Genomic DNA, 18,208 nt, shown 5'->3' with positions numbered 1-18,208 from the left:
TCCGAAGGGTCGAAGAGGGTCGAAAGGGGGAAGCGATGCCTGCGAGCCGGCGAGTCACCCGTGCGGTGGGGGAGGTGCTCGATCTCGCCCCGCGACGCGGTGAGATCACCCTGCCGCGTCTGGTCCAGGCGGTCAGCGAGCACCGGGGCCGCACCATCGAACTGACCACGGCAGAACTTCCGCCGGGTGTCTGCGGCCAGTGGCGGCAGTACGCCGATCACGACGTGTTCCTGATCCAGCAGGGGCTTCCCGCATGGGATCGCACCCTTGCCCACGAACTCGGCCACCTCGTCCTCGGTCATGAGGGCATCCACGTCACGCAGGCGGCCCGGGACAACACCGAGGTCGCCAGCTCGGAACTGATCGGGTACATGCTCAATCAGCGCACCGGGTGCATGGGTCCCGCGGGTGAGGACGCCGAGCAGGAGGCTGAGGACTTCGCCGCGCTGCTGATCTACCGGCTGGGGCGGTTGCCGTCGGACCGGTCGTCCATCGTCCAGGTGCGTCTCGGAGAGGCGTTTGGTTGATCGTCTGGGTCATCGCCGGTCTCCTGGGATTGGCAACCGGACTTCGCATCGGATGGGCGCTGGTCAACAAGCAGTCGCTGGTCAGCACCTCCATGATCCTGGCTCTGGGCAGCCTCGGTGTGGTCGCCGCGCTCAACTGGCAGCCGTTGGCGCTGCTGATCGACACGCTTCTGCACTGGCCCAACATCGCGATGGGTTTCAGCCAGGTGGCGTTGATCGCCTGCGCCGCGGGAAGCTGCGTGATGATCACCACGGTCTCGAGCAATCGATCACCCACGGCGGCGAAGAAGATCGCCATGGTGCAGTACGGGGTCGCTGCGGCGATCGCGGTGGCAAGCCTCTTGGTGTTCTTCGCCGCAGGCCGTGGCACCGAAATGGCTCCGCAGGAGTACCTGCGCCGCAGCCTCAGCGGCGACGGCGCTTCGCTGCCGTGGCTGTTGCCGCTGCTCTACGTGATGTTGGCGCTGAGTCTGGTCGCCTGGGCGGGGCTGCGGCACAGCAACCGGACCCGCCGCGGGCGTGCGTTGTTCGTGTTCACCGTCGGCATCGCGCTGATCGTCGCGGCCTTGGCGTTCTTCCTCCTGCGGGCGGTCGGCACCAGCGCCGCAGTCGGAGTGGGTGCGGCAGCCACGCTGCTCGGCGCTGCCATGCTGATCGTGGCGGCGGGTTCGCTGCTGCCCAGCCTGGAGGATTGGTTCGGGGCGCGCCGCGAGCTTCGCATCATCGGGCCGATCCTGGCCGAACTCGGTCGACGTCACCCCGACGTCGGCATCGGGGTACGTCCGCGCGGCCCCCTGGTGTTCCGCGTTGCCGAGCGCATGTCCCTGATCTCGGACGCGCTGTTCCTGGAAGCGACCGCTGCGGCAGGAGCGCTGCGCCCGGTCGACGCAGGCTCGGCGGCCGCCGAGCCTGCTGACCCCGACAGTGACGACGAACTCGCGGAGTTGCCGCCACCGGATGCGACGCCGGTAGAGCAGGCCACCGCCGTCGCGGCGTGGATCGCCGAGCGGCAGGACTTTCCAGGTCTGTCCTGGCTGCGGCAGCCGGCGAGCTACTCCGACCGCGAGTGGATCCTGGAAATCGCCCGTCAATACCGAACTCTCGACTCCGGGGGATCCCAGGCGCGTCTTCGCCGGTCGACCCCGCAGGAGTGAGGAAGGCTAAACGTCGAGGTTCTCTTTGCGCCGCAGCTCGTCGACCTTCTGGACGATGTCCTGCTTCGCCTCGGCGGACAAACCGACCGTGCGGGCGGCGATGCGGCGAACACCCTCGTCACGCATTCCGGCGAGCAGGGTCAGCTCCTTGTCGAGCTTCTCGTAGTACTCGTCGTCGGTGAAGTACGCGGGCTTGATCCGGAAGAAGTTGGCAAGCGCGGCCATCGTGGCGACGGACGGATTGGTTCGGTTGCCAGAACGCAGCTGCGACAGGTACGGGGCAGACATGGTGACGCCCTCGGCCTTGAGTGCGGCGATCACCTCCGCAGAGGTGTGCGGACCACGTCCGGGCGGGTAGACGGTGTCGAACAAGCGGTTCAGGCGAGCGGCAAACGTATTGCTCATCGGATTGACCTCCACATACTGACGAGCGTTGTCCAAGGGCGGTGGATTTGCTGATCATCGTAGCGACAGATGTGTCCACAACCAAGTGCAAACCACAGAAATGTGAACCACGGCTTACGTCGCTGGCTGCCGCTACTGGTGTGAACGGCGTAGACGGGGCATCTGCCACGGGCGGGGCATAGTGCAGCTAGGCAAATAATAACGCCACCGTAGCCAGCATACGTGCGGCTTTCCCAGAACCGAGGAGTCTGTGGCCGTTGCGGATGTGGCCGGCAACCACCCGCCACGCGCAACGCGAACAGACGGAAATTTGCTGGACGGTCGGACGGCGGCGGTGTGAACCGGATCGGGGGCCGCGCTGCGCACCCGGTGATGCGCAAACTTGCTAAATCCGCGCGCTCACGTGCGCCGTGACGGTGTCAGTAGCCAATGGCAGCGGGCGAGAAGACTTTCCGACCGGTCAGGCGGCCAGGAGCATCGCCAGAATCGCGGTATCGGGGTGGCTGATCGGATCGACGCCCACGCGACTCACCATCGAGGTGACCGTACCGTCGGACTCGGCCTCCACCCAGGCGGCCCGATGCTCGAGACCCAAGTGGGGCAGCCCGGGCAGGAGGACACATCCCGACGCAGCCCCGGTGCACTCAGGTAACGACGGGGTGGTCTCCGACGGGGGATGGAGCATCAACAGGGCGGGCGGCTGGCGTTCCGCGAAATGTCCGGGTGCCACCGCGGAATCGCCGACCACCGTGCCCTCGGCCAGGACGAGCCCCACCGTCCCCGGTGCCGGCTCGTCGGGCAGCTCCTCCCGCGCCCCGAAGATCGTCGTCGTGGACAGAAGACCCGGAAGCGACGCCACCCGCACCGCGACCATCAACAGCTGGGCCCACTCTTTGGTCGAGTCAGGCCACCGCCCGGAGACGACGAAGCCCTTCAAGGACCCCCGCGAATGAAACGGTGCGATCTCGATCGCCCGACCGGACCCGAAATCCATCTCGCCTCCCGGCATCGGTGAGCAACAGCCAGACACGTCTGTGGGTCGATCCGCTCAGGATGCGGCAGGCTGCGGCAACCGCGCAAGCGGACACGGCCGATCGATACACCCCAGACACAAACCGGCCCGGTCGACGAGGACCGGGCCGGTGGAGGACTGTGCGAAAGGCTTACGCAGGCGGGTAGACGCCCATCTGCTTGCCCTTGTCGGTCTGCCAGAAGATGTCGGCGATCTCGTCGATGGTCTTCAGCAGCTTCTCGGCAACCGCGGCGTCGAGCGACTTCTTGACGTCGCCTGCGCCGTGAACGCCGTCCCAGAACAACTGGTGGAGGTTGGGGAACTGCTCGAAGTGGTCCTTGGTGAAGAAGTCGGCCCACAGGACCATCAGGTGGTGCTTGACCTCTTCGGCCTGGCGCTCCTTGATGATGATCGCGCGGGCTTTGAAGTGGTCGTCATCCGAATCGTGGTACTTCTGAATGGTTTTCAGGCACGACAGCGCCTCGATCTTGGCCTGCGCGGGGTCGTAGACGCCGCAGTACAGATCGCAGTGAGCGTGGGCAGGAGTGGCATTGGAGAACACGGAGTCAAAGAGTCGATGCAGCATGGCTTTAACTTACCCTCAAGATCATGAGGCCTAACCACGGACGGCCGGTATTTCCACACGGTCCGCCGGTGCGCCGATTCCTGGTGGTCGAGGACTCGATGAAGCCCACTGTGAACCCCGGTGACGGCCTGCTCGCGATGCGGTGTGGGCGTCTGCGGGCCGGCCAGTTGCGGGTGTTCCCGGACCCGTCGCGGTCGTCGCGCTATCTGGTCAAGCGGGTGGGCCGGGTGCGCCGCGACGCGACAGGTCTGGTGTTCGAGGCGGTGTCGGACAACGCGAACGCGCCGGGGGTGGTCGACTCAAGAACGTTCGGGTGGGTGCGGGCAGACCGCAGCTACCGCGTGCTGTGGACCGTGCGCCGGAGGACGTGATTCAGAACAGGACGATCAGCGCCAGGACGGCGAGCAGCACCAGTGCGATCACGCCGGCCCGTAGTAATGACATCAACTGACTGCGGGTATATGCGCGCGACGACGACTGCCACTCCGACGGCGGAAAAGTCGAGCCCGGCCCCGTGGAAGATCGCGCCATCAGATGCTCCTCACCTGCACGTTGATGCTGCCTCCCCCACGTGCACACCCCAGTGACTTCTGTCACAGACAAACCATGTGATCGCGATCATAACCTCATTTGTCCTACTCGGAAAAATCGGCCTCCCGGCTGCGGGTGCGCACACCAAATCGTTAGGCAGCCGAGACATTTCGCTCTGTTCGTTTCCTGGACTGTCGATTGGCTGTGAATTCTCGGTGCGTGTCGCGGCGTGATCATCCACAACGCACCGAGAGAGCGCTGGCAACTGCCCACACAGCCTGTGGATGAACCTGTGGAAACTGTGGATAGGTGGCCGCCGAGTCGAGTTTCGCTGCAGCCCGGATGCGGTGGTGCCGGACCGCGGGCTCGTGTCAGCATGGCCACATGGACCACACCGGGGTGAGGCAAGTAGGCATCGCCGAGATACCGGCCGAATTCGACTCGTCGTCGGAGGGGCCCGTGCTGCTCGATGTCCGCGAGGACGACGAGTGGCAGCTCGGGCATGCGCCGGGCGCGCGGCACATCCCGATGGGCGAGGTGCCGGCCCGGATGGCCGAGATCCCGGCCGACGCCGAGCTGTACGTCATCTGTCACGCCGGTGGACGATCCCAGCGCGTTGCCGACTACCTCGCACGCAACGGGTTCGAGCCGGTCAACGTCAGCGGCGGGATGTCGGCGTGGGCCGGGGCCGGTAGGCCGGTGGTGACCGATGACGGTCAGCCGGGCAGTGTCTGAGCTCGGGTCTGAGCCCGCGTCTGAGCCGCCTGCCGGGGGACGACATTAAGCTGGCCGAATGATCCAGGTGTGCTCCCAGTGCGGGACGCGGTGGAACGTGCGCGACCGGCAGCGGGTGTGGTGCCCGCGGTGTCGTGGCACGTTGCTCGCCCCCGGGAGCGCGGCGCCCGCGCCGGAGTGGGGCCGACGAGATGCTGTGCCCACCCAGCGGCGGCCCACCCCCGGTCTGCCTGCTGGATTCAAGTGGGTGGCCGTGCGGCCGGGCGCGCCGCCCCCGCCGCGCCGCCCCCGCCGCGACCTCGGCCCCACGCCCCGATACTCGGTCATCCCGCGGTGGGGTCTCGTCGAGCACTTCGACGCCCCGGCCGAAGAGACGCCGGTGCGCACCGGTCCGTCCCTGACCGCAGTGCAGATGACGCTGGTGACCACGGCCGCTGTGCTCGCCGCCGCCGCATTCGTGCACCTGATCCGGTATGTGCTGCTCATCGTCAACCGCACGGTGCTGCTCAACCCGTGGGTCGCCGGCATCGCCACCTGGGGCGGGGTGGCGGTGAGCGTGGTGGCCCTGTTCACCACAGTGGCCAGCGCACTGATGCTCACGCAGTGGCTGGTGGCCCGCCGGGCCGCCGCCTACGCCCATCACGGACACGAGGATCCCCGACCGGCCTGGATGCTGCGGGTGTGCTGCCTGGTGCCGCTGGTGAACTTGTTCTGGGCGCCGGTGTTCGTGATCGAGCTGGCGCAGGTCGAAGGCCGAGAAAACTGGCTGCGACGGCCCATCTCGGTGTGGTGGGTGGTGTGGGCGGCCAGCACCGCGGTGTCGGTGTTCTCCATCGCGACCAGCTTCACCACCGACCCGCAGGGCATTGCCGACAACACGGTCACCACGATCGTGGCGTATCTGTTCGCGGCGGGGGCTCTGCTCCTGGCGCTCCAGGTGTACCTCGGCTTCGAACGCCAGCCGGTGGAACGACCGTCGAAGCGGTGGCTGATGGTCGACGCGCCGTCGGGCAAAGATTCCGCTGACGATCAGGCGCGTGCGGTTGAGCCCGAAGGGCAGAACCCGGCAGCATAGCGATATGAACTCCGGCGGGACGTCCGACGGCCACCCCTTCGTGGTGGCTCACCGCGGAGCTTCAGCCGATCTGCCCGAACACACCAGGACCGCCTACGAGCGGGCGCTCGATGAGGGCGCCGACGCGGTGGAATGCGATGTGCGGTTGACCCGCGACGGGCATCTGGTCTGCGTGCACGACCGCCGGCTGGATCGCACCTCCACCGGCAACGGCCTGGTCAGCGAGATGACGTTGGCGCAGCTTCGAGAGCTGGACTACGGCTCCTGGCATCCCAGTTGGCGGTCCGACGGCAGTCAGGGCGACACCGGTCTGCTCACCCTCGACGATCTGGTGGCGCTCGTCCTGGACTGGAACCGGCCCGTGAAGATGTTCATCGAGACCAAGCATCCGGTCCGGTACGGCGCGCTGGTGGAGAGCAAGGTGCTGGCGCTTCTGCACCGGTACGGCATCGCCTCACCCGCATCGGCGGATCTCTCCCGGGCGGTGGTCATGTCGTTCTCCGCTGCCGCGGTGTGGCGGATCCGGCGGGCGGCGCCGCTGTTGCCCACGGTGCTGCTGGGCGAGACGTCACGATTCCTCGGGGGCAGCGCGGCGACGACGGTCGGCGCGACCGCGGTCGGGCCGTCGATCGCGACGCTGCGTGAGCATCCGGAGCTGGTGGATCGCGCCGCGGCGCAGGGCCGCGCTCTGTACTGCTGGACCGTCGATCACTACGAGGACGTGCAGTACTGCCGCGATCTCGGGGTGGCCTGGATCGCAACCAACCATCCCGGGCGTACCAAGGACTGGCTGCAGAACGGACTCAAGGGCGCGGGTCGGGACTAGCCCGCTCAGGGATTCGCGGCGTCGAGCACGTCCTGCGGAATGGGCGCATCCGACGCCAGTGCCGAGAAGAGCTGCTGTGCGGCGTCGCTGTCCCACACGACGATCGAGCCGGAGCCGTTCTCGGTGAACTCGCCGATCGGCACCGTGATGGTCTGCATGTCGCCGCGCAACGCCCAGCCCAGCCGCGCGAGATCCCACACGTGGTCGCCGTCGGCGACGGTGACGGTGTCAGCGGCTGCGGTGGTCATGGGGTACCAGCGAAGCGGGTTCAGCAGCACCGACGGGCTCACCGCGCGATGCATCAGTGTGGACATGAAGGCCCGCTGGTTGACCATCCGGTCGAGATCGGCGCGCGGGGTGGCGCGGCTGCGGACGAAGCCGAGCGCCTGCTGCCCGTCCACGTGCTGGCAGCCGGCGGGCAGATCGATGCCGGCCAGCGGATCGTTGATCGGTTCCGGTGGGCAGACGGTGACGCCGCCGACCGCGTCGACGAGGCCCGCGAACCCGCCGAAGCCGATCTCCGCGTAGTGGTCGATGCGCAGCCCGGTCGCCTCTTCGACGGTCTGGGTGAGCAGCGCGGGGCCTCCGAGGGAGAACGCAGCGTTGATCTTGTCGCTGTCGTATCCCGGGATCGGCACGTAGGAGTCGCGGGGAATCGACACCATCGTCGCCGGGGTGCTCGACCCGAGCCCGGGCAGATGGACCAGCAGAATCGTGTCGGTGCGCGCGGAGCCGCCGAAGCCCAGATCGCCGCCGGTCGCGAGCTCGGCCTGCTGCTCGGGCGTCAGGTCCGACCGGCTGTCGGAACCCACGAGGAGCCAGGTGGTTCCGGCGCCCTGGGCGGGTCGGTCGGCGTAGTCGGCCAGTGCGGGGACGTGTCGCAGCGTGGTGTCGATCCAGGCGCCGGCGCCGATCATCGCCAGCACTGCCACCAGCAGCACGATCGGGATGAGACGCAGCCAGTGTCTGCGGCGTCGCGGGGTGCGGCGCTGGGGCGGGACGGGCAGGGCCGGCGGGTGCGCGGCTGGTGGGCGCGCGGCTGGCGGGGGTCTGCGCACCTGGGCGGGCGGCGGAGCCGGGGGTCGGCGCGGCGGGACCGGAGGGGGCGCGGGGGGTCGGCGCGGCGGGGGCGGCGGAACGGCCTGCGCCGGGGGTGCCGGCGGACGGTAGCGCGGGTCGCGTCGCAGCTGTGGCGGCGGCTCCCGCCGCGGCGGATAACCACGCGGCGGGGGCGGTGGCGCCGGCCGGGGGACGGGCGGCCGCTCGTCGTTCACAGCAAGAACCTACTGCAGCCAGGTCAATCGACCGGCCAGCAACGAATACCCGACGAAGGCCACCGCGTCGATCAGCGTGTGCGCCACGATCAGTGGCCACAGCCGGCCGGTGCGTTGCCACGCATAGCCGAACACCAGGCCCATCGCGACGTTGCCCAGTCCCGCGCCGAAGCCCTGGTAGAGGTGGTAGACCCCGCGCAGCAGGCTCGACAGCGCGAGCGCGACCCACGGGTTGACCTGCAGCTGACGCAACCGGGTCAGCAGGAAGCCGACGACGACCACCTCCTCGGCCCACCCGTTGCCGAACGACAACAGCAGGAGCACCGGTATGCGCCACCAGGTGTCGTTGAGTTCGGCGGGTTCGACCGAGGCGTTGACGCCGAGGACACGAGCGAGCTGGTAGAGCGCCAGCCCGGGAATCCCGATCATCAGGGCCAGTCCGACGCCGCGGAGAAAGTCTGTGCGCCAACGGAATCGGGCCAATCCGATGCGTGCGGGGCTGTCGCCGGCGCGCCAGAGCAGGTACAGCGCGAGACCGCCCCAGGCCAGCAGCTGGAACAGTCCGGCGAGGTTGAGGCCGAGGTCGATCAGGCTGAACGGCGACCGGCGCGGGTTGAGTGCCACCGTCTGCCCGGACAGTCCCAGCAGGACCGCTTCGATCAGGCGCAGAAGCGCGGTGTAGCCGCTGAGCCCGAAGGTGACGGCCAGGACCACCGCGATCTCGATGCGCAGGGCGCGCCGCTGCGCATCGGTCGGCGGTTCGCTCACCGCAGCTACGGTAGCGGTGCGCCGGGCCTTTCGATCCGGGCGCGCGTCAGACGCGGCGGGCGCGCAACCCGTTGAGGAACGGGCACCCCATCAGGATCCGGATCGCCCGGCTCAGCCCCGTCACGTCGTCGACCGGCTGCGGGAACGGCAGCCGCACGTCGTGGTCACCGTCGGCGGACTCCACACGCAGCGCGACGCCGTAGCGGTCGAGTCCGAGCGGACGCACGTGGCAGTTGCGCAGCGTGCCGGGCAGCCGGCTCGCCAGCCGGTCGACGACGTCGCGGTGCTCGGCCTCCAGATGCTGCAGCCAGGCGGACTCCATCGCGCAGAACGGGTCGGGAAGTGCGCCGAGCAGACTCGCGACCGAGATCGATTCGGCGCCGGTCGAGTCCGCGGCGACCACGGACTCGATCTCGAGGCGCATCAGCTCGTCCTGCGCCTCGTCGCTGTTGACTTCCAGCAGAGCGGGGTGGGGGTTGGACGCGGCGATCAGATCGAGCAGCGCGGGCACCTCGCGGTCCGGAACGGTCCACAGCCGGCCCTGGATCCAGACCAGCGAGCGGACGGGTTCACGCAGCGGCAGCGGTGCGTAATCGGTCAGTTCGAGCACTGCCTGGACGCCGGCGGCACCGGCCGCGGCGACGGTCGCGGTGAGCGCGCTCGCGGCGGGGACGGTCAGGGCGACCGACCCGTCGCAGAGCAGGTGGACCACCGGGGTGGGAGTCGGGTCGATCCCGTCGGTGGCGACCATCGCGCCGGTTGCGCGCGCACACGCGCTGCGAATCCGCTCAGCCGTCGTCGGTGCCTGCACAGTCATCCCGCCTCCCAAAGTAAGGTGAGGCTAACTTAATCAAGTCAGGCAGATCTCGCAAGGCGTTCCGTCGTCGACCAGGACAACTGCGCCCACCCGATAGGCTGACCCCGTGTCCCGCATCGCTTACCTCGGCCCTGAGGGGACGTTCACCGAGGCGGCATTGCGGAAGCTCGACGCCGACCAGCTGATCCCCGCATCGGGCCCCGTCACCCGAATCGCCATCGACAGCACCCCCGCGGCCGTTGCCGCCGTGCGCTGCGGCGAGGCCGACTTCGCCTGTGTCCCGATCGAGAACTCCATCGAGGGATCCGTGCTGCCGACGCTGGACAGCCTCGCCGACGGACCGCCCGTGCAGATCTATGCCGAACTCACCCTCGACGTGTCGTTCACGATCGCGGTGCAGCCAGGAGTGACCGCCGCGTCGGTGCGCACCGTCGCGGGCTTCCCGGTCGCCACCGCCCAGGTCAAGAAGTGGCTGGCCGAGAACCTGCCCGACGCGACGCTGCTGCCCGCCCTGTCCAATGCGGCGGCCGCCGCGGACGTGGCAGCCGGGCGGGCCGACGCCGGGGTCACGACGGCGCTGGCCACCGAGCGGTACGGCCTGGACACGGTGGCCGCCGGCGTCGTCGACGAGCCGAACGCCAGAACCCGCTTCGTCCTCGTCGGAGCGCCTGCCGCGCCTCCGGCGCGCACCGGTGCCGACCGGACGTCGGTGGTGCTGCGGCTGGCGAACGTGCCGGGCTCCCTGGCGATGGCGATGACCGAACTGGCCATCCGCGACATCGACCTGACCCGCATCGAGTCGCGGCCGACCAGGACCGAACTGGGCAGCTACAAATTCTTCCTCGACTTCGTGGGCCACATCGACGACGGCCCGGTGGCCGAGGCGCTGCGTGCGTTGCATCGGCGCTGCGACGACGTGCGCTACCTGGGGTCGTGGCCCACCGGTGATCCGGCGGGCACCCCGCCCCCGACCACCGACGAGGCGACGACGTGGCTGGGGCGGCTGCGCGAGGGCACGCCGTGAGTGGTCGACTCCTGCTGGTGCGCCACGGACAGACGCACAGCAACGTGGCGCGACGGCTCGACACCCGCCCTCCGGGTGCCCATCTCACCGACCTCGGCCGCGAGCAGGCCCGCGGCTTCGCGAGCACGCTCACGCACGAGCCCGGTCTGATCGCGCACTCGATCGCGACCCGCGCCGTGCAGACCGCCCAGGAGATCAGCGCGGCGCTCGGCGCCACGCGACCGCCTTCGGAGTTCCACGGCCTCCACGAGGTACAGGTGGGCGACCTGGAAGACCGCTCCGACGAGGCTGCCCACGACCAGTTCACCGAGATCTACCGGCGCTGGCAGGAGGGGGAACTCGGTCTTTCGCTACCCGGCGGCGAATCCGGCCACCAGGTGCTGGAGCGGTACGTCCCGGTGCTCGACGACCTCCGGATGCGCTACCTCGACGACGACAGCTGGGGCAGCGACATCGTCGTGGTCAGCCACGGCGCGGCCATCCGGCTGGTGGCCGCCGTGCTCGCCGGCGTGGACAGCACCTTCGCGATCGACCACCACCTTGCCAACACCGAAGCAGTGGTGCTGGCGCCCGTCACCGACGGGCGTTGGAGCTGCCTGCAGTGGGGTGCTCTGACGCCGCCGTTCGGGCCCGATGTTTCGGTGGCGGCCGCAGGCGACGGTGGCGAGGCGTCAGCCGACCCGATGGGCTGAGACCCGCATGTCGTCGCACGCGCAGCCGACGGCACCGCAGTCGAGATGCATGTCGTGGGCGGCGGGTGGAGTGAGGCAGCCGTCCTCGGTGCACTCTTCCCGGCGGTAGGCGTGGTGGATCAGCGCACCGTGGCAGTGCTCGAGACCCGCCGCGCAGGCACGGCACTGATCGCTCATGGTCCGTTCATAGCACCGATTGCCGACAGGATCGGGTTGCCGCGCTCGAGTGACGTTCAGCCCCAGCCGAGTTCGTGCAGGCGCTCGTCGTCTATGCCGAAGTGGTGGGCGATCTCGTGGATCACGGTGATCGCGACCTCGTCGATGACCTCGGCGTCGGTGTGGCACATGTCGAGCAGCGCGTCACGATAGATCGTGATGGTGTCGGGCAGCGCGCCGACGTACCACGAGTCGCGTTCGGTGAGCGCCACGCCCTCGTAGAGCCCGAGCAACTCCGGCTCGTCGGGATGGCGATCGGCCACCAGGATGACCACGTTGTCGATCGCCGCGGCCAGCTCGCCGGGAATCAGGTCGAGCGCGTCGCCGACCAGCTCGTCGAACCGCTGCGGACTCATCCGCACGGCCATCACGGGGCAGGCGGTGGGAACGGCACGGCCGGCGGAGGTACCTGGTCGACCGGAGCCGGCGCAGCCGGGGGTGCCTGCTCGGCGGGCGGCAACGGCACATCTGCCGGTGGCGCGGCCGGCGGGGGCGGTGGGCCGCCCAGGAACGTGTTGCCCTGCGGCGGCAGCTGATCGGTGGCCGGCGCCTGCTGGGTGGCCGTCGGCGCGGCTGTGGTCGCCAGCTGGGGCATGTGCTGCGTCTGCTGGCTGCTGTCGTCCGATTGGGTGGACTGGGAGCTCGAGCTCGACCCTGAACTGGAGCTGGAGCTGCTCGACTGCGACGACGTGTCCGGCACGTCCGGCACGTCGATCGGCGGCAGGTTCAGACGTTCCTCGGGGATGTCGGGCGGCGGCACCGGCGGCTGCCCGTTGATCATCAACGGGCCTTTCGCGCTGTTGAGCAGCGTCGACCAGCCGCCGTTGCCGAGCGTGGCGCCGATGCTGCACGACACCTGCCTGCTGCCGGCGGACCAGCTGGGCAGCGAGACCGTGCTGTAGATCAGCGTCAGCGTGGTGTTGCGCAGCTGGATCGGCGCCAGATAGGCATCGGTCATCTTGGTGCAGGTGTCCTTGATGAAGGTGTCCTGCTCGGCCTCGAGCGGCAGCCCTCCAGGGAACTTCTCGGCGAGGTTCACCGCGCCGGTGACCTCCATCGCGTGCGGGGCCGCACAGTCGACGGGGATGTCGGTGGGCTGGTTCGTGGTCGGATCGATGCCCAGGCAGGTGCCGGCGGCCCACACCTTGGACTGGTCGATGTCGGCGACCTTGCCGGTGAAGGCCAGCTGCTGGTTGTTCGGGCCGGGCAGCTGCAGGCCACACAGCATCCGGCGCTCGCCGGACTGCTTCCAGGCCTTGTCGCCGGACCACAGCATGCTGATCGTGAACTTGCTGTTGGGGTCGAACTTCGCGCCGAGGTAGCGCCGGACCGCGGCCGTGCACTGTTCCTGGCTGATCTGCTGGATGCGGGCGGTCGACGGCGGCGCGGCGTCGGGACCGTACTCGCTCCCCGGGAACGTGCGCATGTCGACGGATTCGGCCACCTCGAATCGGTGCTCGGCAGTGCAGTCGACGACCTCGGCGGCGTCGGGGGTGCGTTCCGGCCAATTCAGGCAGTCGCCGCTCTTGGCGTGGTCGAACGTGTCGTTGCCGCGCGGGCCCAGCGAGATCGAGTTGGCGGTCAGTCCCCCGGCAGGGTCGGCCTGCGGAAGAGCGGTGATGACTCCCGCGATCAGCAGGCCACCCAGGGCGGTCAGCAGCAGAGCGCGGCGCGTCGACTCGGCCTGCAGGCTGTGCCACCAGCGCGTCGAGCGCCGCTCCGGGCCGGCGGGCGGTGCGGAAGGCTGGTTCGACGACGACGAGAACATTGCCCACCATTGTGGCAGGCGTGTCAGGTGCTGTGACAAGTGATGCAGTTGTAACGTTATGCGGCTGACGCCGCGGCCCGTAGGGTTGCGCGATGTGATCGACCTGAAAGTGCTGCGAGAAAACCCTGACGCGGTGCGGGCATCCCAGCGAGCGCGCGGTGAAGACCCCGGCCTCGTCGACGCCCTGGCCGATGCCGACGTCGCCCGCCGAGCCGCCATCTCCGAGGCGGACACCCTGCGCGCCGAGCAGAAGACCGCCAGCAAGGCGGTCGGCAAGGCCTCACCTGACGAGCGCCCCGCGCTGCTGGCCACGGCCAAGGAACTCGCCGAGCGTGTGCGGGCCGCCGAAGCCGCTCAGGCCGAGGCCGAGAAAGCCTTCACCGCGGCGCACATGGCGATCGCCAACGTCATCATCGACGGCGTGCCCGCCGGCGGCGAGGACGCGTTCGTGGTGCTCGACACCGTCGGGGAACCCCCCGCACTGGACAATCCCAAGGATCACCTGGACCTCGGTGAGTCGTTGGGGCTGATCGACATGGATCGCGGCGCCAAGGTCTCCGGGTCGCGGTTCTACTTCCTCACCGGCTACGGCGCGCTGCTGCAGCTGGCGCTGTTCCAGCTCGCGGTCCGCACCGCGACCGAGAACGGCTTCACGCTGATGATCCCGCCGGTGCTGGTGCGCCCCGAGATCATGGCCGGCACCGGGTTCCTGGGTGCCCACGCCGACGAGGTGTACCACCTCGCCGACGACGATCTCTATCTTGTCGGGACCTCCGAGGTGCCGCTGGCCGGCTACCACTCCGACGAGATCCTCGACCTGTCCGCCGGTCCGCGCCGCTACGCCGGATGGTCGTCGTGCTTCCGGCGCGAAGCGGGCAGCTACGGCAAGGACACCCGCGGCATCATCCGGGTGCACCAGTTCGACAAGATCGAAGGCTTCGTCTACTGCCGGCCCTCCGACGCCGAGGCCGAGCACGACAGGCTGCTGGGCTGGCAGCGCCAGATGCTGGCCGCGATCGAGGTGCCCTACCGGGTGATCGACATCGCAGCGGGCGACCTCGGATCGTCTGCGGCCCGCAAGTTCGACTGCGAGGCGTGGGTGCCCACCCAGCAGACCTACCGGGAGCTCACCTCGACCTCGAACTGCACCACGTTCCAGGCCCGCCGGCTGGCGGTGCGCTACCGCGAAGAGAACGGCAAGCCGCAGATCGCCGCGACGCTCAACGGAACGCTGGCCACCACGCGCTGGTTGGTCGCCATCCTGGAGAACCACCAGCAGCCCGACGGCAGCGTGCGGGTGCCCGAGGCATTGGTGCCCTACCTCGGCACCGAGGTGCTCACGCCGAACTAGTGCCCGTCGAGCAGATTTTCGAGTAGCGCGACGAACGCCTTCGGATCCACCGGTGTGCACGCGGGCCGAGGGAACGCCCCGCGGACGTCGAGGGTGACCAGCGTGGACTTTCGCGGCCGGTTCACATCTAGCGGTAACCAGCACCGTAAGTCGGTGCCCCACAGCCGGAATCGTGACATGAACATGCCGAGCGGGCTGACCTCGTAGCCGCGGATGTCGCGCAGCGGGATGATCTTCGAGGTGCCTGACGGGAAGTGGTAGCGGCGCAGTGTCAGCGCTTCCCGGTCGAGCTGGATGAGCCCGTCGTCGTAGAACGGGCTCGAGATGGCGCCGGCGCTCACAGCTTCTGCGACCTGAGCTCGTGGCCCTTGGTGGTCAGGCACCGGCCGTTGTCCAGATTCCACTGCCAGCCGTGCAGATTGCAGGTCAGCGTGTTCCCTTCCACCACGCCGAACTTCGACAGATCAGCCTTCAGGTGGGGGCAGCGCCGCTGAATCTCCCAGCCGTCCAGCGTGATCGATGCCGTGTCGTCGTGCGCCTCGGCGAACCACCCGTCGGCATAGGCGATGCGCTCGTCGGTCAGACACTTGAAGAAGGTGTAGAGGTATTCGTTGTATCCGCCGACCCGCCAGGCCCGGAACCGCGTGGACAGGAAGATGGTGTTGACCCAGTCCGGTTCGTGATCCCGCACGACCGTGCGCACCAGCTCGGCCGGGATCTCGAAACCGTAGCGGAACTTCTCGTCCGAGACGGGTTCGCGCACAGCACGTTTGGGAAAGTCCAGCACCACTGTTTCTTGATGGCCTCGGGATGACAGGCGCAGCTCGACGGGATAGCCGATGCCGTCGCAGATCTGATCGGAGGCCGACATGATCGGCTCGAACAGTTCCCGCAGCGGCTCGAGCAGCGGTTCACCCTCCGCCGGCGCCCAGGACGCCTTCACGGCGGCCAGCACCGGCGCCATCCGCTGGGCGTACGCCTCGATGTAGTCAGCTTTGCCGGTGGTGAAGATCGCCCGGACCTCGTCGTCGGGCAGCGGGTGGTTCAGCGAATCCAGTTGCGAGCCTGTGAAAGTCGCCGTCGATCCCGGAATCATCAACAGGCCGCCGGTGTGTCCGTGACTGGCCATCTGGTCCAGGAACACCACCTGATCAGGGAAGATGTTCGCCGGATCGCCGTGGTCGTCGTTGAGATCGCGCAACTGAGGATCGAGGAAGCAGGGCGGACCCGCCGACGGGACCACCCACGTGGCGCCGACCTGCGCGATGTACTGCCGGCAACGGTCCATCTGTCGTTGACGCTTCTGCACGCCGAATGCGTGCTTGGCACGGTCGGGCATGTCGTAGACCATCGGGTACCAGATCGCCCCGGAGTACTGCAGCATGTGCACGTCGATGTCACCGAAGTCGGCGGCCAGCACGTCGAGGTCGACCGGTCGGGCGTCGTTCATGTTGAACGCCACCGTCTCGCCGTCGGAGACGACCAGCCCGGAGTCGCCGATCGGACCGTCGGCGGGGGCGCGCAGGGCGATGATCATCACGTCGAGATCGCCTTTGGGTCCGCTGACGCGGTGTTTCACCGAATCGGTGGTCTCGAAGAACCGGTGGAAGCCCAGCTTCTCCAGCTCACGGCGTAGGTCCGGGACGGGGTAGTCGGGTAGCAACACCACCGCGTCCTTGGTGACGTGCTCGCGCAGGATCACCGGGTCGAAGTGGTCCTTGTGCAGGTGCGAGACGTAGAGGTAGTCGACATCGCCCAGCGCCGTCCAGTCGAGCTGACCGTTGTCCGGGAAGGGGAACCACGACGCGAAGTACGCCGGCGTCACCCACGGATCACACAGGATGCTCCCGGCCTTGGTATCGATGCGAAAGCCGGCGTGCCCGACACTGGTGACCTGCACAAATACCCCTCTGACGACTGCTTGCTCGCCTGTCAGCTTAGCCCGGCGGCGACGGCTCGTCGTTCCACCGCTGCCGGTAGAACGCGATGCGTTCGACATCGGGGCGCACCCCGTACGCGTCGAGCAGGAGAGCCTGCCAACCGTCCCCCGGATAGTTCCAGTCCAACGACATCGTCGCGATGGCGAGGTCGGCCCACCGGTCGGCGACACCGAGGTCGCCGAGGTCGACGTGGCCGGCGAACGAACCGTCGTCGGCCATCAGGGTGTTGGGGGCGCAGGCGTCGCCGTGGCAGACCACGAGCCGGTCTGGTGGGGGAGCGTCGGCGCCGATCCACGACGGCGGTCCGAACGGGCAGTCGGGGACCGGTAGAGCCTCGTGCAGCGCGCGCAACCCGGCGCCGATGGCCCGTGCGGCGTCGGCGGGCCTGTCGGTCCACCGCGCGTCGACAGCCGAGCGGCCGGGCAGCGCCGCGGTGCGCAACCAGCCGTGACCGCTGGCCAGCACCTCGGGCACGGGGTGGCGCGCACGTGCCCACCTCAGCCGCACCGCCTCGTCGTCGAGCAGATGGGCAACCGCATAGGGGTAGGTCTTGACGAACTCGCAGGGCGGGTCGCCGCCGACGGAGAAGGTCACCCCGCCCAGCTCGTTGACCCACACCGCGGTCACCGGCCGACCGCCCGCGATGTGGGACACGACGGCAGGGACGGGCATCGGGTGGCTCGGCGTACTCACGGCGAGCCCCACTGTGCCACGCACTACGCTGGCGCCTGTGGTGGAACCGGTATACGGCACAGTCATCCAGCTCGCCCGCCTCGTCTGGCGGGCGCAGGGCCTGACGTTCACCGTCACCGGCGTCGAGAACCTGCCGCGCACCGGTGGTGCGGTGATCGCGATCAACCACACCAGCTACTTCGACTTCACGTTCGCCGGGCTGCCCGCCTACCGGCAGCACCTGGGCCGCAAGGTCCGGTTCATGGCGAAGAAAGAAGTCTTCGACCACAAGATCACCGGGCCGATCATGCGCAGCCTGCGGCACATCGCGGTCGACCGCGACAGCGGCGCGGCGTCCTACGCCGAGGCGGTGCAGAAGCTCGCCGACGGTGAGTTCGTCGGCGTCTACCCCGAGGCCACGATCAGCCGCAGTTTCGAGATCAAGGACTTCAAGTCCGGTGCGGCCCGGATGGCGATCGACGCCGGCGTGCCGATCGTGCCGCACATCGTGTGGGGCGCCCAACGCATCTGGACCAAGGGTCATCCGAAGAAGATGTGGCGACCCAAGGTGCCGATCTCGATCGCGGTGGGTGCGCCCATCTACCCGACGCTGCCCGCCGCCGAACTGACCGCTCTGCTGCATTCGCGGATGCAGCATCTGCTGACCGAGGTGCAAGACGCCTACGGGCCGCATCCGCCCGGCGAGTTCTGGGTGCCCCACCGCCTCGGCGGCGGCGCGCCGACCCTGGCCGAGGCCAATCGGATGGACGCCGAAGAGGCAGCCGCCAAGGCCGCCCGTCGCGCCGGGCCGTCCACCGAGGCGCCGGGATAAGCC

23 protein-coding genes are annotated in these 18,208 nt (G+C 68.7%); 10 read left to right on the top strand and 13 right to left on the bottom strand.

The window, feature by feature from the left end:
• Window positions 1-35: 35 nt before the first annotated feature.
• Together ACZYYX_RS01805 and ACZYYX_RS01800 are read left to right on the top strand one after the other, a co-directional pair.
• Window positions 36-527 (top strand): ImmA/IrrE family metallo-endopeptidase, encoded by a 492-nt coding sequence (locus tag ACZYYX_RS01805; RefSeq protein WP_463812686.1) that lies wholly within the window; start codon window positions 36-38, stop codon window positions 525-527.
• Window positions 524-1,681: a hypothetical protein gene (locus ACZYYX_RS01800; RefSeq protein WP_463812685.1), complete on the top strand. Its 1,158-nt coding sequence runs from the start codon at window positions 524-526 to the stop codon at window positions 1,679-1,681. Before ACZYYX_RS01805 ends, ACZYYX_RS01800 begins: the two co-directional genes overlap by 4 nt.
• Before the next feature lie 6 nt (window positions 1,682-1,687).
• Here ACZYYX_RS01800 and ACZYYX_RS01795 read toward each other — a convergent pair whose 3' ends face one another.
• The 3 genes from ACZYYX_RS01795 to sodN form a co-directional block, all read right to left on the bottom strand.
• Complete coding sequence (locus tag ACZYYX_RS01795; protein ID WP_046363341.1) at window positions 1,688-2,086, bottom strand: helix-turn-helix domain-containing protein; 399 nt, start codon at window positions 2,084-2,086, stop codon at window positions 1,688-1,690.
• A gap of 460 nt (window positions 2,087-2,546) precedes the next feature.
• A complete protein-coding gene (locus ACZYYX_RS01790; protein ID WP_463812684.1) occupies window positions 2,547-3,080 on the bottom strand; it encodes a peptidase in 534 nt (177 codons plus the stop codon).
• A gap of 169 nt (window positions 3,081-3,249) precedes the next feature.
• Window positions 3,250-3,684 (bottom strand): superoxide dismutase, Ni, encoded by a 435-nt coding sequence (gene sodN / locus ACZYYX_RS01785; RefSeq protein ID WP_335332737.1) that lies wholly within the window; start codon window positions 3,682-3,684, stop codon window positions 3,250-3,252.
• 23 nt (window positions 3,685-3,707) lie between these two features.
• Here sodN and ACZYYX_RS01780 point away from each other — a divergent pair, with 23 nt between their 5' ends.
• Entirely contained in the window at window positions 3,708-4,055 is a 348-nt protein-coding gene (locus ACZYYX_RS01780; protein ID WP_463812683.1) for a S24/S26 family peptidase, read from the top strand.
• Window position 4,056: 1 nt separating this feature from the next.
• On the opposite strand, the gene ACZYYX_RS01775 is transcribed toward ACZYYX_RS01780, so the two are convergent.
• Entirely contained in the window at window positions 4,057-4,215 is a 159-nt protein-coding gene (locus ACZYYX_RS01775; RefSeq protein ID WP_463812682.1) for a hypothetical protein, read from the bottom strand.
• Window positions 4,216-4,599: 384 nt separating this feature from the next.
• On the opposite strand from ACZYYX_RS01775, the gene ACZYYX_RS01770 reads away from it, so the two are divergent.
• From ACZYYX_RS01770 to ACZYYX_RS01760, 3 genes are read left to right on the top strand one after another with little or no spacing between them, the layout of a single operon-like run.
• Entirely contained in the window at window positions 4,600-4,950 is a 351-nt protein-coding gene (locus tag ACZYYX_RS01770) for a rhodanese-like domain-containing protein (RefSeq protein WP_463812681.1), read from the top strand.
• 58 nt (window positions 4,951-5,008) lie between these two features.
• Window positions 5,009-6,025: a DUF4328 domain-containing protein gene (locus ACZYYX_RS01765; protein ID WP_463812680.1), complete on the top strand. Its 1,017-nt coding sequence runs from the start codon at window positions 5,009-5,011 to the stop codon at window positions 6,023-6,025.
• Between the two features lie 4 nt (window positions 6,026-6,029).
• Window positions 6,030-6,851, top strand: coding sequence for a glycerophosphodiester phosphodiesterase (locus ACZYYX_RS01760; protein WP_463812679.1), 822 nt, complete (start codon window positions 6,030-6,032; stop codon window positions 6,849-6,851).
• Between the two features lie 5 nt (window positions 6,852-6,856).
• On the opposite strand, the gene ACZYYX_RS01755 is transcribed toward ACZYYX_RS01760, so the two are convergent.
• Genes ACZYYX_RS01755 through ACZYYX_RS01745 form a run of 3 tightly spaced genes read right to left on the bottom strand, consistent with a single transcriptional unit; the run spans window position 6,857 to window position 9,710 of the window.
• Complete coding sequence (locus ACZYYX_RS01755; protein WP_463812678.1) at window positions 6,857-8,125, bottom strand: LCP family protein; 1,269 nt, start codon at window positions 8,123-8,125, stop codon at window positions 6,857-6,859.
• Window positions 8,126-8,134: 9 nt separating this feature from the next.
• Window positions 8,135-8,893 carry a CPBP family intramembrane glutamic endopeptidase gene (locus tag ACZYYX_RS01750; protein ID WP_463812677.1) on the bottom strand — a complete coding sequence of 253 codons (759 nt, stop codon included), beginning with the start codon at window positions 8,891-8,893 and terminating at the stop codon, window positions 8,135-8,137.
• Between the two features lie 46 nt (window positions 8,894-8,939).
• Complete coding sequence (locus ACZYYX_RS01745) at window positions 8,940-9,710, bottom strand: DUF2470 domain-containing protein (RefSeq protein ID WP_463812676.1); 771 nt, start codon at window positions 9,708-9,710, stop codon at window positions 8,940-8,942.
• Between the two features lie 106 nt (window positions 9,711-9,816).
• On the opposite strand from ACZYYX_RS01745, the gene pheA reads away from it, so the two are divergent.
• Both pheA and ACZYYX_RS01735 read left to right on the top strand, forming a co-directional pair.
• A complete protein-coding gene (gene pheA / locus ACZYYX_RS01740) occupies window positions 9,817-10,734 on the top strand; it encodes a prephenate dehydratase (RefSeq protein ID WP_463812675.1) in 918 nt (305 codons plus the stop codon).
• Window positions 10,731-11,426, top strand: a complete 696-nt coding sequence (locus tag ACZYYX_RS01735) for a histidine phosphatase family protein (protein WP_463812674.1) — start codon at window positions 10,731-10,733, stop codon at window positions 11,424-11,426. Before pheA ends, ACZYYX_RS01735 begins: the two co-directional genes overlap by 4 nt.
• Here ACZYYX_RS01735 and ACZYYX_RS01730 read toward each other — a convergent pair.
• The 3 genes from ACZYYX_RS01730 to ACZYYX_RS01720 are packed head-to-tail and all read right to left on the bottom strand — an operon-like array spanning window position 11,406 to window position 13,410.
• A complete protein-coding gene (locus tag ACZYYX_RS01730) occupies window positions 11,406-11,603 on the bottom strand; it encodes a hypothetical protein (RefSeq protein ID WP_463812673.1) in 198 nt (65 codons plus the stop codon). The genes ACZYYX_RS01735 and ACZYYX_RS01730 overlap by 21 nt on opposite strands.
• 56 nt (window positions 11,604-11,659) lie before the next feature.
• Window positions 11,660-12,010: a metallopeptidase family protein gene (locus ACZYYX_RS01725; protein ID WP_463814760.1), complete on the bottom strand. Its 351-nt coding sequence runs from the start codon at window positions 12,008-12,010 to the stop codon at window positions 11,660-11,662.
• Window positions 12,010-13,410, bottom strand: a complete 1,401-nt coding sequence (locus ACZYYX_RS01720; protein ID WP_463812672.1) for a septum formation family protein — start codon at window positions 13,408-13,410, stop codon at window positions 12,010-12,012. The genes ACZYYX_RS01725 and ACZYYX_RS01720 overlap by 1 nt, the downstream gene beginning before the upstream one ends.
• Before the next feature lie 94 nt (window positions 13,411-13,504).
• Here ACZYYX_RS01720 and serS point away from each other — a divergent pair, with 94 nt between their 5' ends.
• Complete coding sequence (serS, locus tag ACZYYX_RS01715; protein WP_463812671.1) at window positions 13,505-14,761, top strand: serine--tRNA ligase; 1,257 nt, start codon at window positions 13,505-13,507, stop codon at window positions 14,759-14,761.
• On the opposite strand, the gene ACZYYX_RS01710 is transcribed toward serS, so the two are convergent.
• The 3 genes from ACZYYX_RS01710 to ACZYYX_RS01700 are packed head-to-tail and all read right to left on the bottom strand — an operon-like array spanning window position 14,758 to window position 17,394.
• Window positions 14,758-15,102, bottom strand: a complete 345-nt coding sequence (locus tag ACZYYX_RS01710; protein ID WP_463812670.1) for a hypothetical protein — start codon at window positions 15,100-15,102, stop codon at window positions 14,758-14,760. The two genes, serS and ACZYYX_RS01710, sit on opposite strands and share 4 nt — an antisense overlap.
• Window positions 15,099-16,661 carry a Rieske 2Fe-2S domain-containing protein gene (locus ACZYYX_RS01705; protein WP_463812669.1) on the bottom strand — a complete coding sequence of 521 codons (1,563 nt, stop codon included), beginning with the start codon at window positions 16,659-16,661 and terminating at the stop codon, window positions 15,099-15,101. Before ACZYYX_RS01705 ends, ACZYYX_RS01710 begins: the two co-directional genes overlap by 4 nt.
• 37 nt (window positions 16,662-16,698) lie before the next feature.
• Window positions 16,699-17,394, bottom strand: a complete 696-nt coding sequence (locus tag ACZYYX_RS01700; protein ID WP_463812668.1) for a phosphotransferase — start codon at window positions 17,392-17,394, stop codon at window positions 16,699-16,701.
• Between the two features lie 40 nt (window positions 17,395-17,434).
• On the opposite strand from ACZYYX_RS01700, the gene ACZYYX_RS01695 reads away from it, so the two are divergent.
• Window positions 17,435-18,205 (top strand): lysophospholipid acyltransferase family protein, encoded by a 771-nt coding sequence (locus ACZYYX_RS01695; RefSeq protein WP_463814759.1) that lies wholly within the window; start codon window positions 17,435-17,437, stop codon window positions 18,203-18,205.
• Window positions 18,206-18,208 lie beyond the last annotated feature (3 nt).

The sequence above is a fragment of the Mycobacterium sp. IDUB_1 genome, assembly GCF_055419625.1.
Note: the sequence above shows the minus strand (reverse complement) of the source record. Positions and strands in the feature narration are given on the sequence as shown.

What these genes read in the sequence shown, in the direction of transcription:
- ACZYYX_RS01770 (WP_463812681.1), top strand. Translation starts at nt 4,600, where the DNA reads ATGGACCACACCGGGGTGAGGCAAGTAGGCATCGCCGAGATACCGGCC.
- sodN (WP_335332737.1), bottom strand. Translation starts at nt 3,684, where the DNA reads ATGCTGCATCGACTCTTTGACTCCGTGTTCTCCAATGCCACTCCTGCC.
- ACZYYX_RS01790 (WP_463812684.1), bottom strand. Translation starts at nt 3,080, where the DNA reads ATGGATTTCGGGTCCGGTCGGGCGATCGAGATCGCACCGTTTCATTCG.
- ACZYYX_RS01775 (WP_463812682.1), bottom strand. Translation starts at nt 4,215, where the DNA reads ATGGCGCGATCTTCCACGGGGCCGGGCTCGACTTTTCCGCCGTCGGAG.
- ACZYYX_RS01760 (WP_463812679.1), top strand. Translation starts at nt 6,030, where the DNA reads ATGAACTCCGGCGGGACGTCCGACGGCCACCCCTTCGTGGTGGCTCAC.
- ACZYYX_RS01765 (WP_463812680.1), top strand. Translation starts at nt 5,009, where the DNA reads ATGATCCAGGTGTGCTCCCAGTGCGGGACGCGGTGGAACGTGCGCGAC.
- ACZYYX_RS01795 (WP_046363341.1), bottom strand. Translation starts at nt 2,086, where the DNA reads ATGAGCAATACGTTTGCCGCTCGCCTGAACCGCTTGTTCGACACCGTC.
- ACZYYX_RS01805 (WP_463812686.1), top strand. Translation starts at nt 36, where the DNA reads ATGCCTGCGAGCCGGCGAGTCACCCGTGCGGTGGGGGAGGTGCTCGAT.
- ACZYYX_RS01730 (WP_463812673.1), bottom strand. Translation starts at nt 11,603, where the DNA reads ATGAGCGATCAGTGCCGTGCCTGCGCGGCGGGTCTCGAGCACTGCCAC.
- ACZYYX_RS01725 (WP_463814760.1), bottom strand. Translation starts at nt 12,010, where the DNA reads ATGGCCGTGCGGATGAGTCCGCAGCGGTTCGACGAGCTGGTCGGCGAC.
- ACZYYX_RS01780 (WP_463812683.1), top strand. Translation starts at nt 3,708, where the DNA reads ATGAGGCCTAACCACGGACGGCCGGTATTTCCACACGGTCCGCCGGTG.
- ACZYYX_RS01720 (WP_463812672.1), bottom strand. Translation starts at nt 13,410, where the DNA reads ATGTTCTCGTCGTCGTCGAACCAGCCTTCCGCACCGCCCGCCGGCCCG.
- ACZYYX_RS01745 (WP_463812676.1), bottom strand. Translation starts at nt 9,710, where the DNA reads ATGACTGTGCAGGCACCGACGACGGCTGAGCGGATTCGCAGCGCGTGT.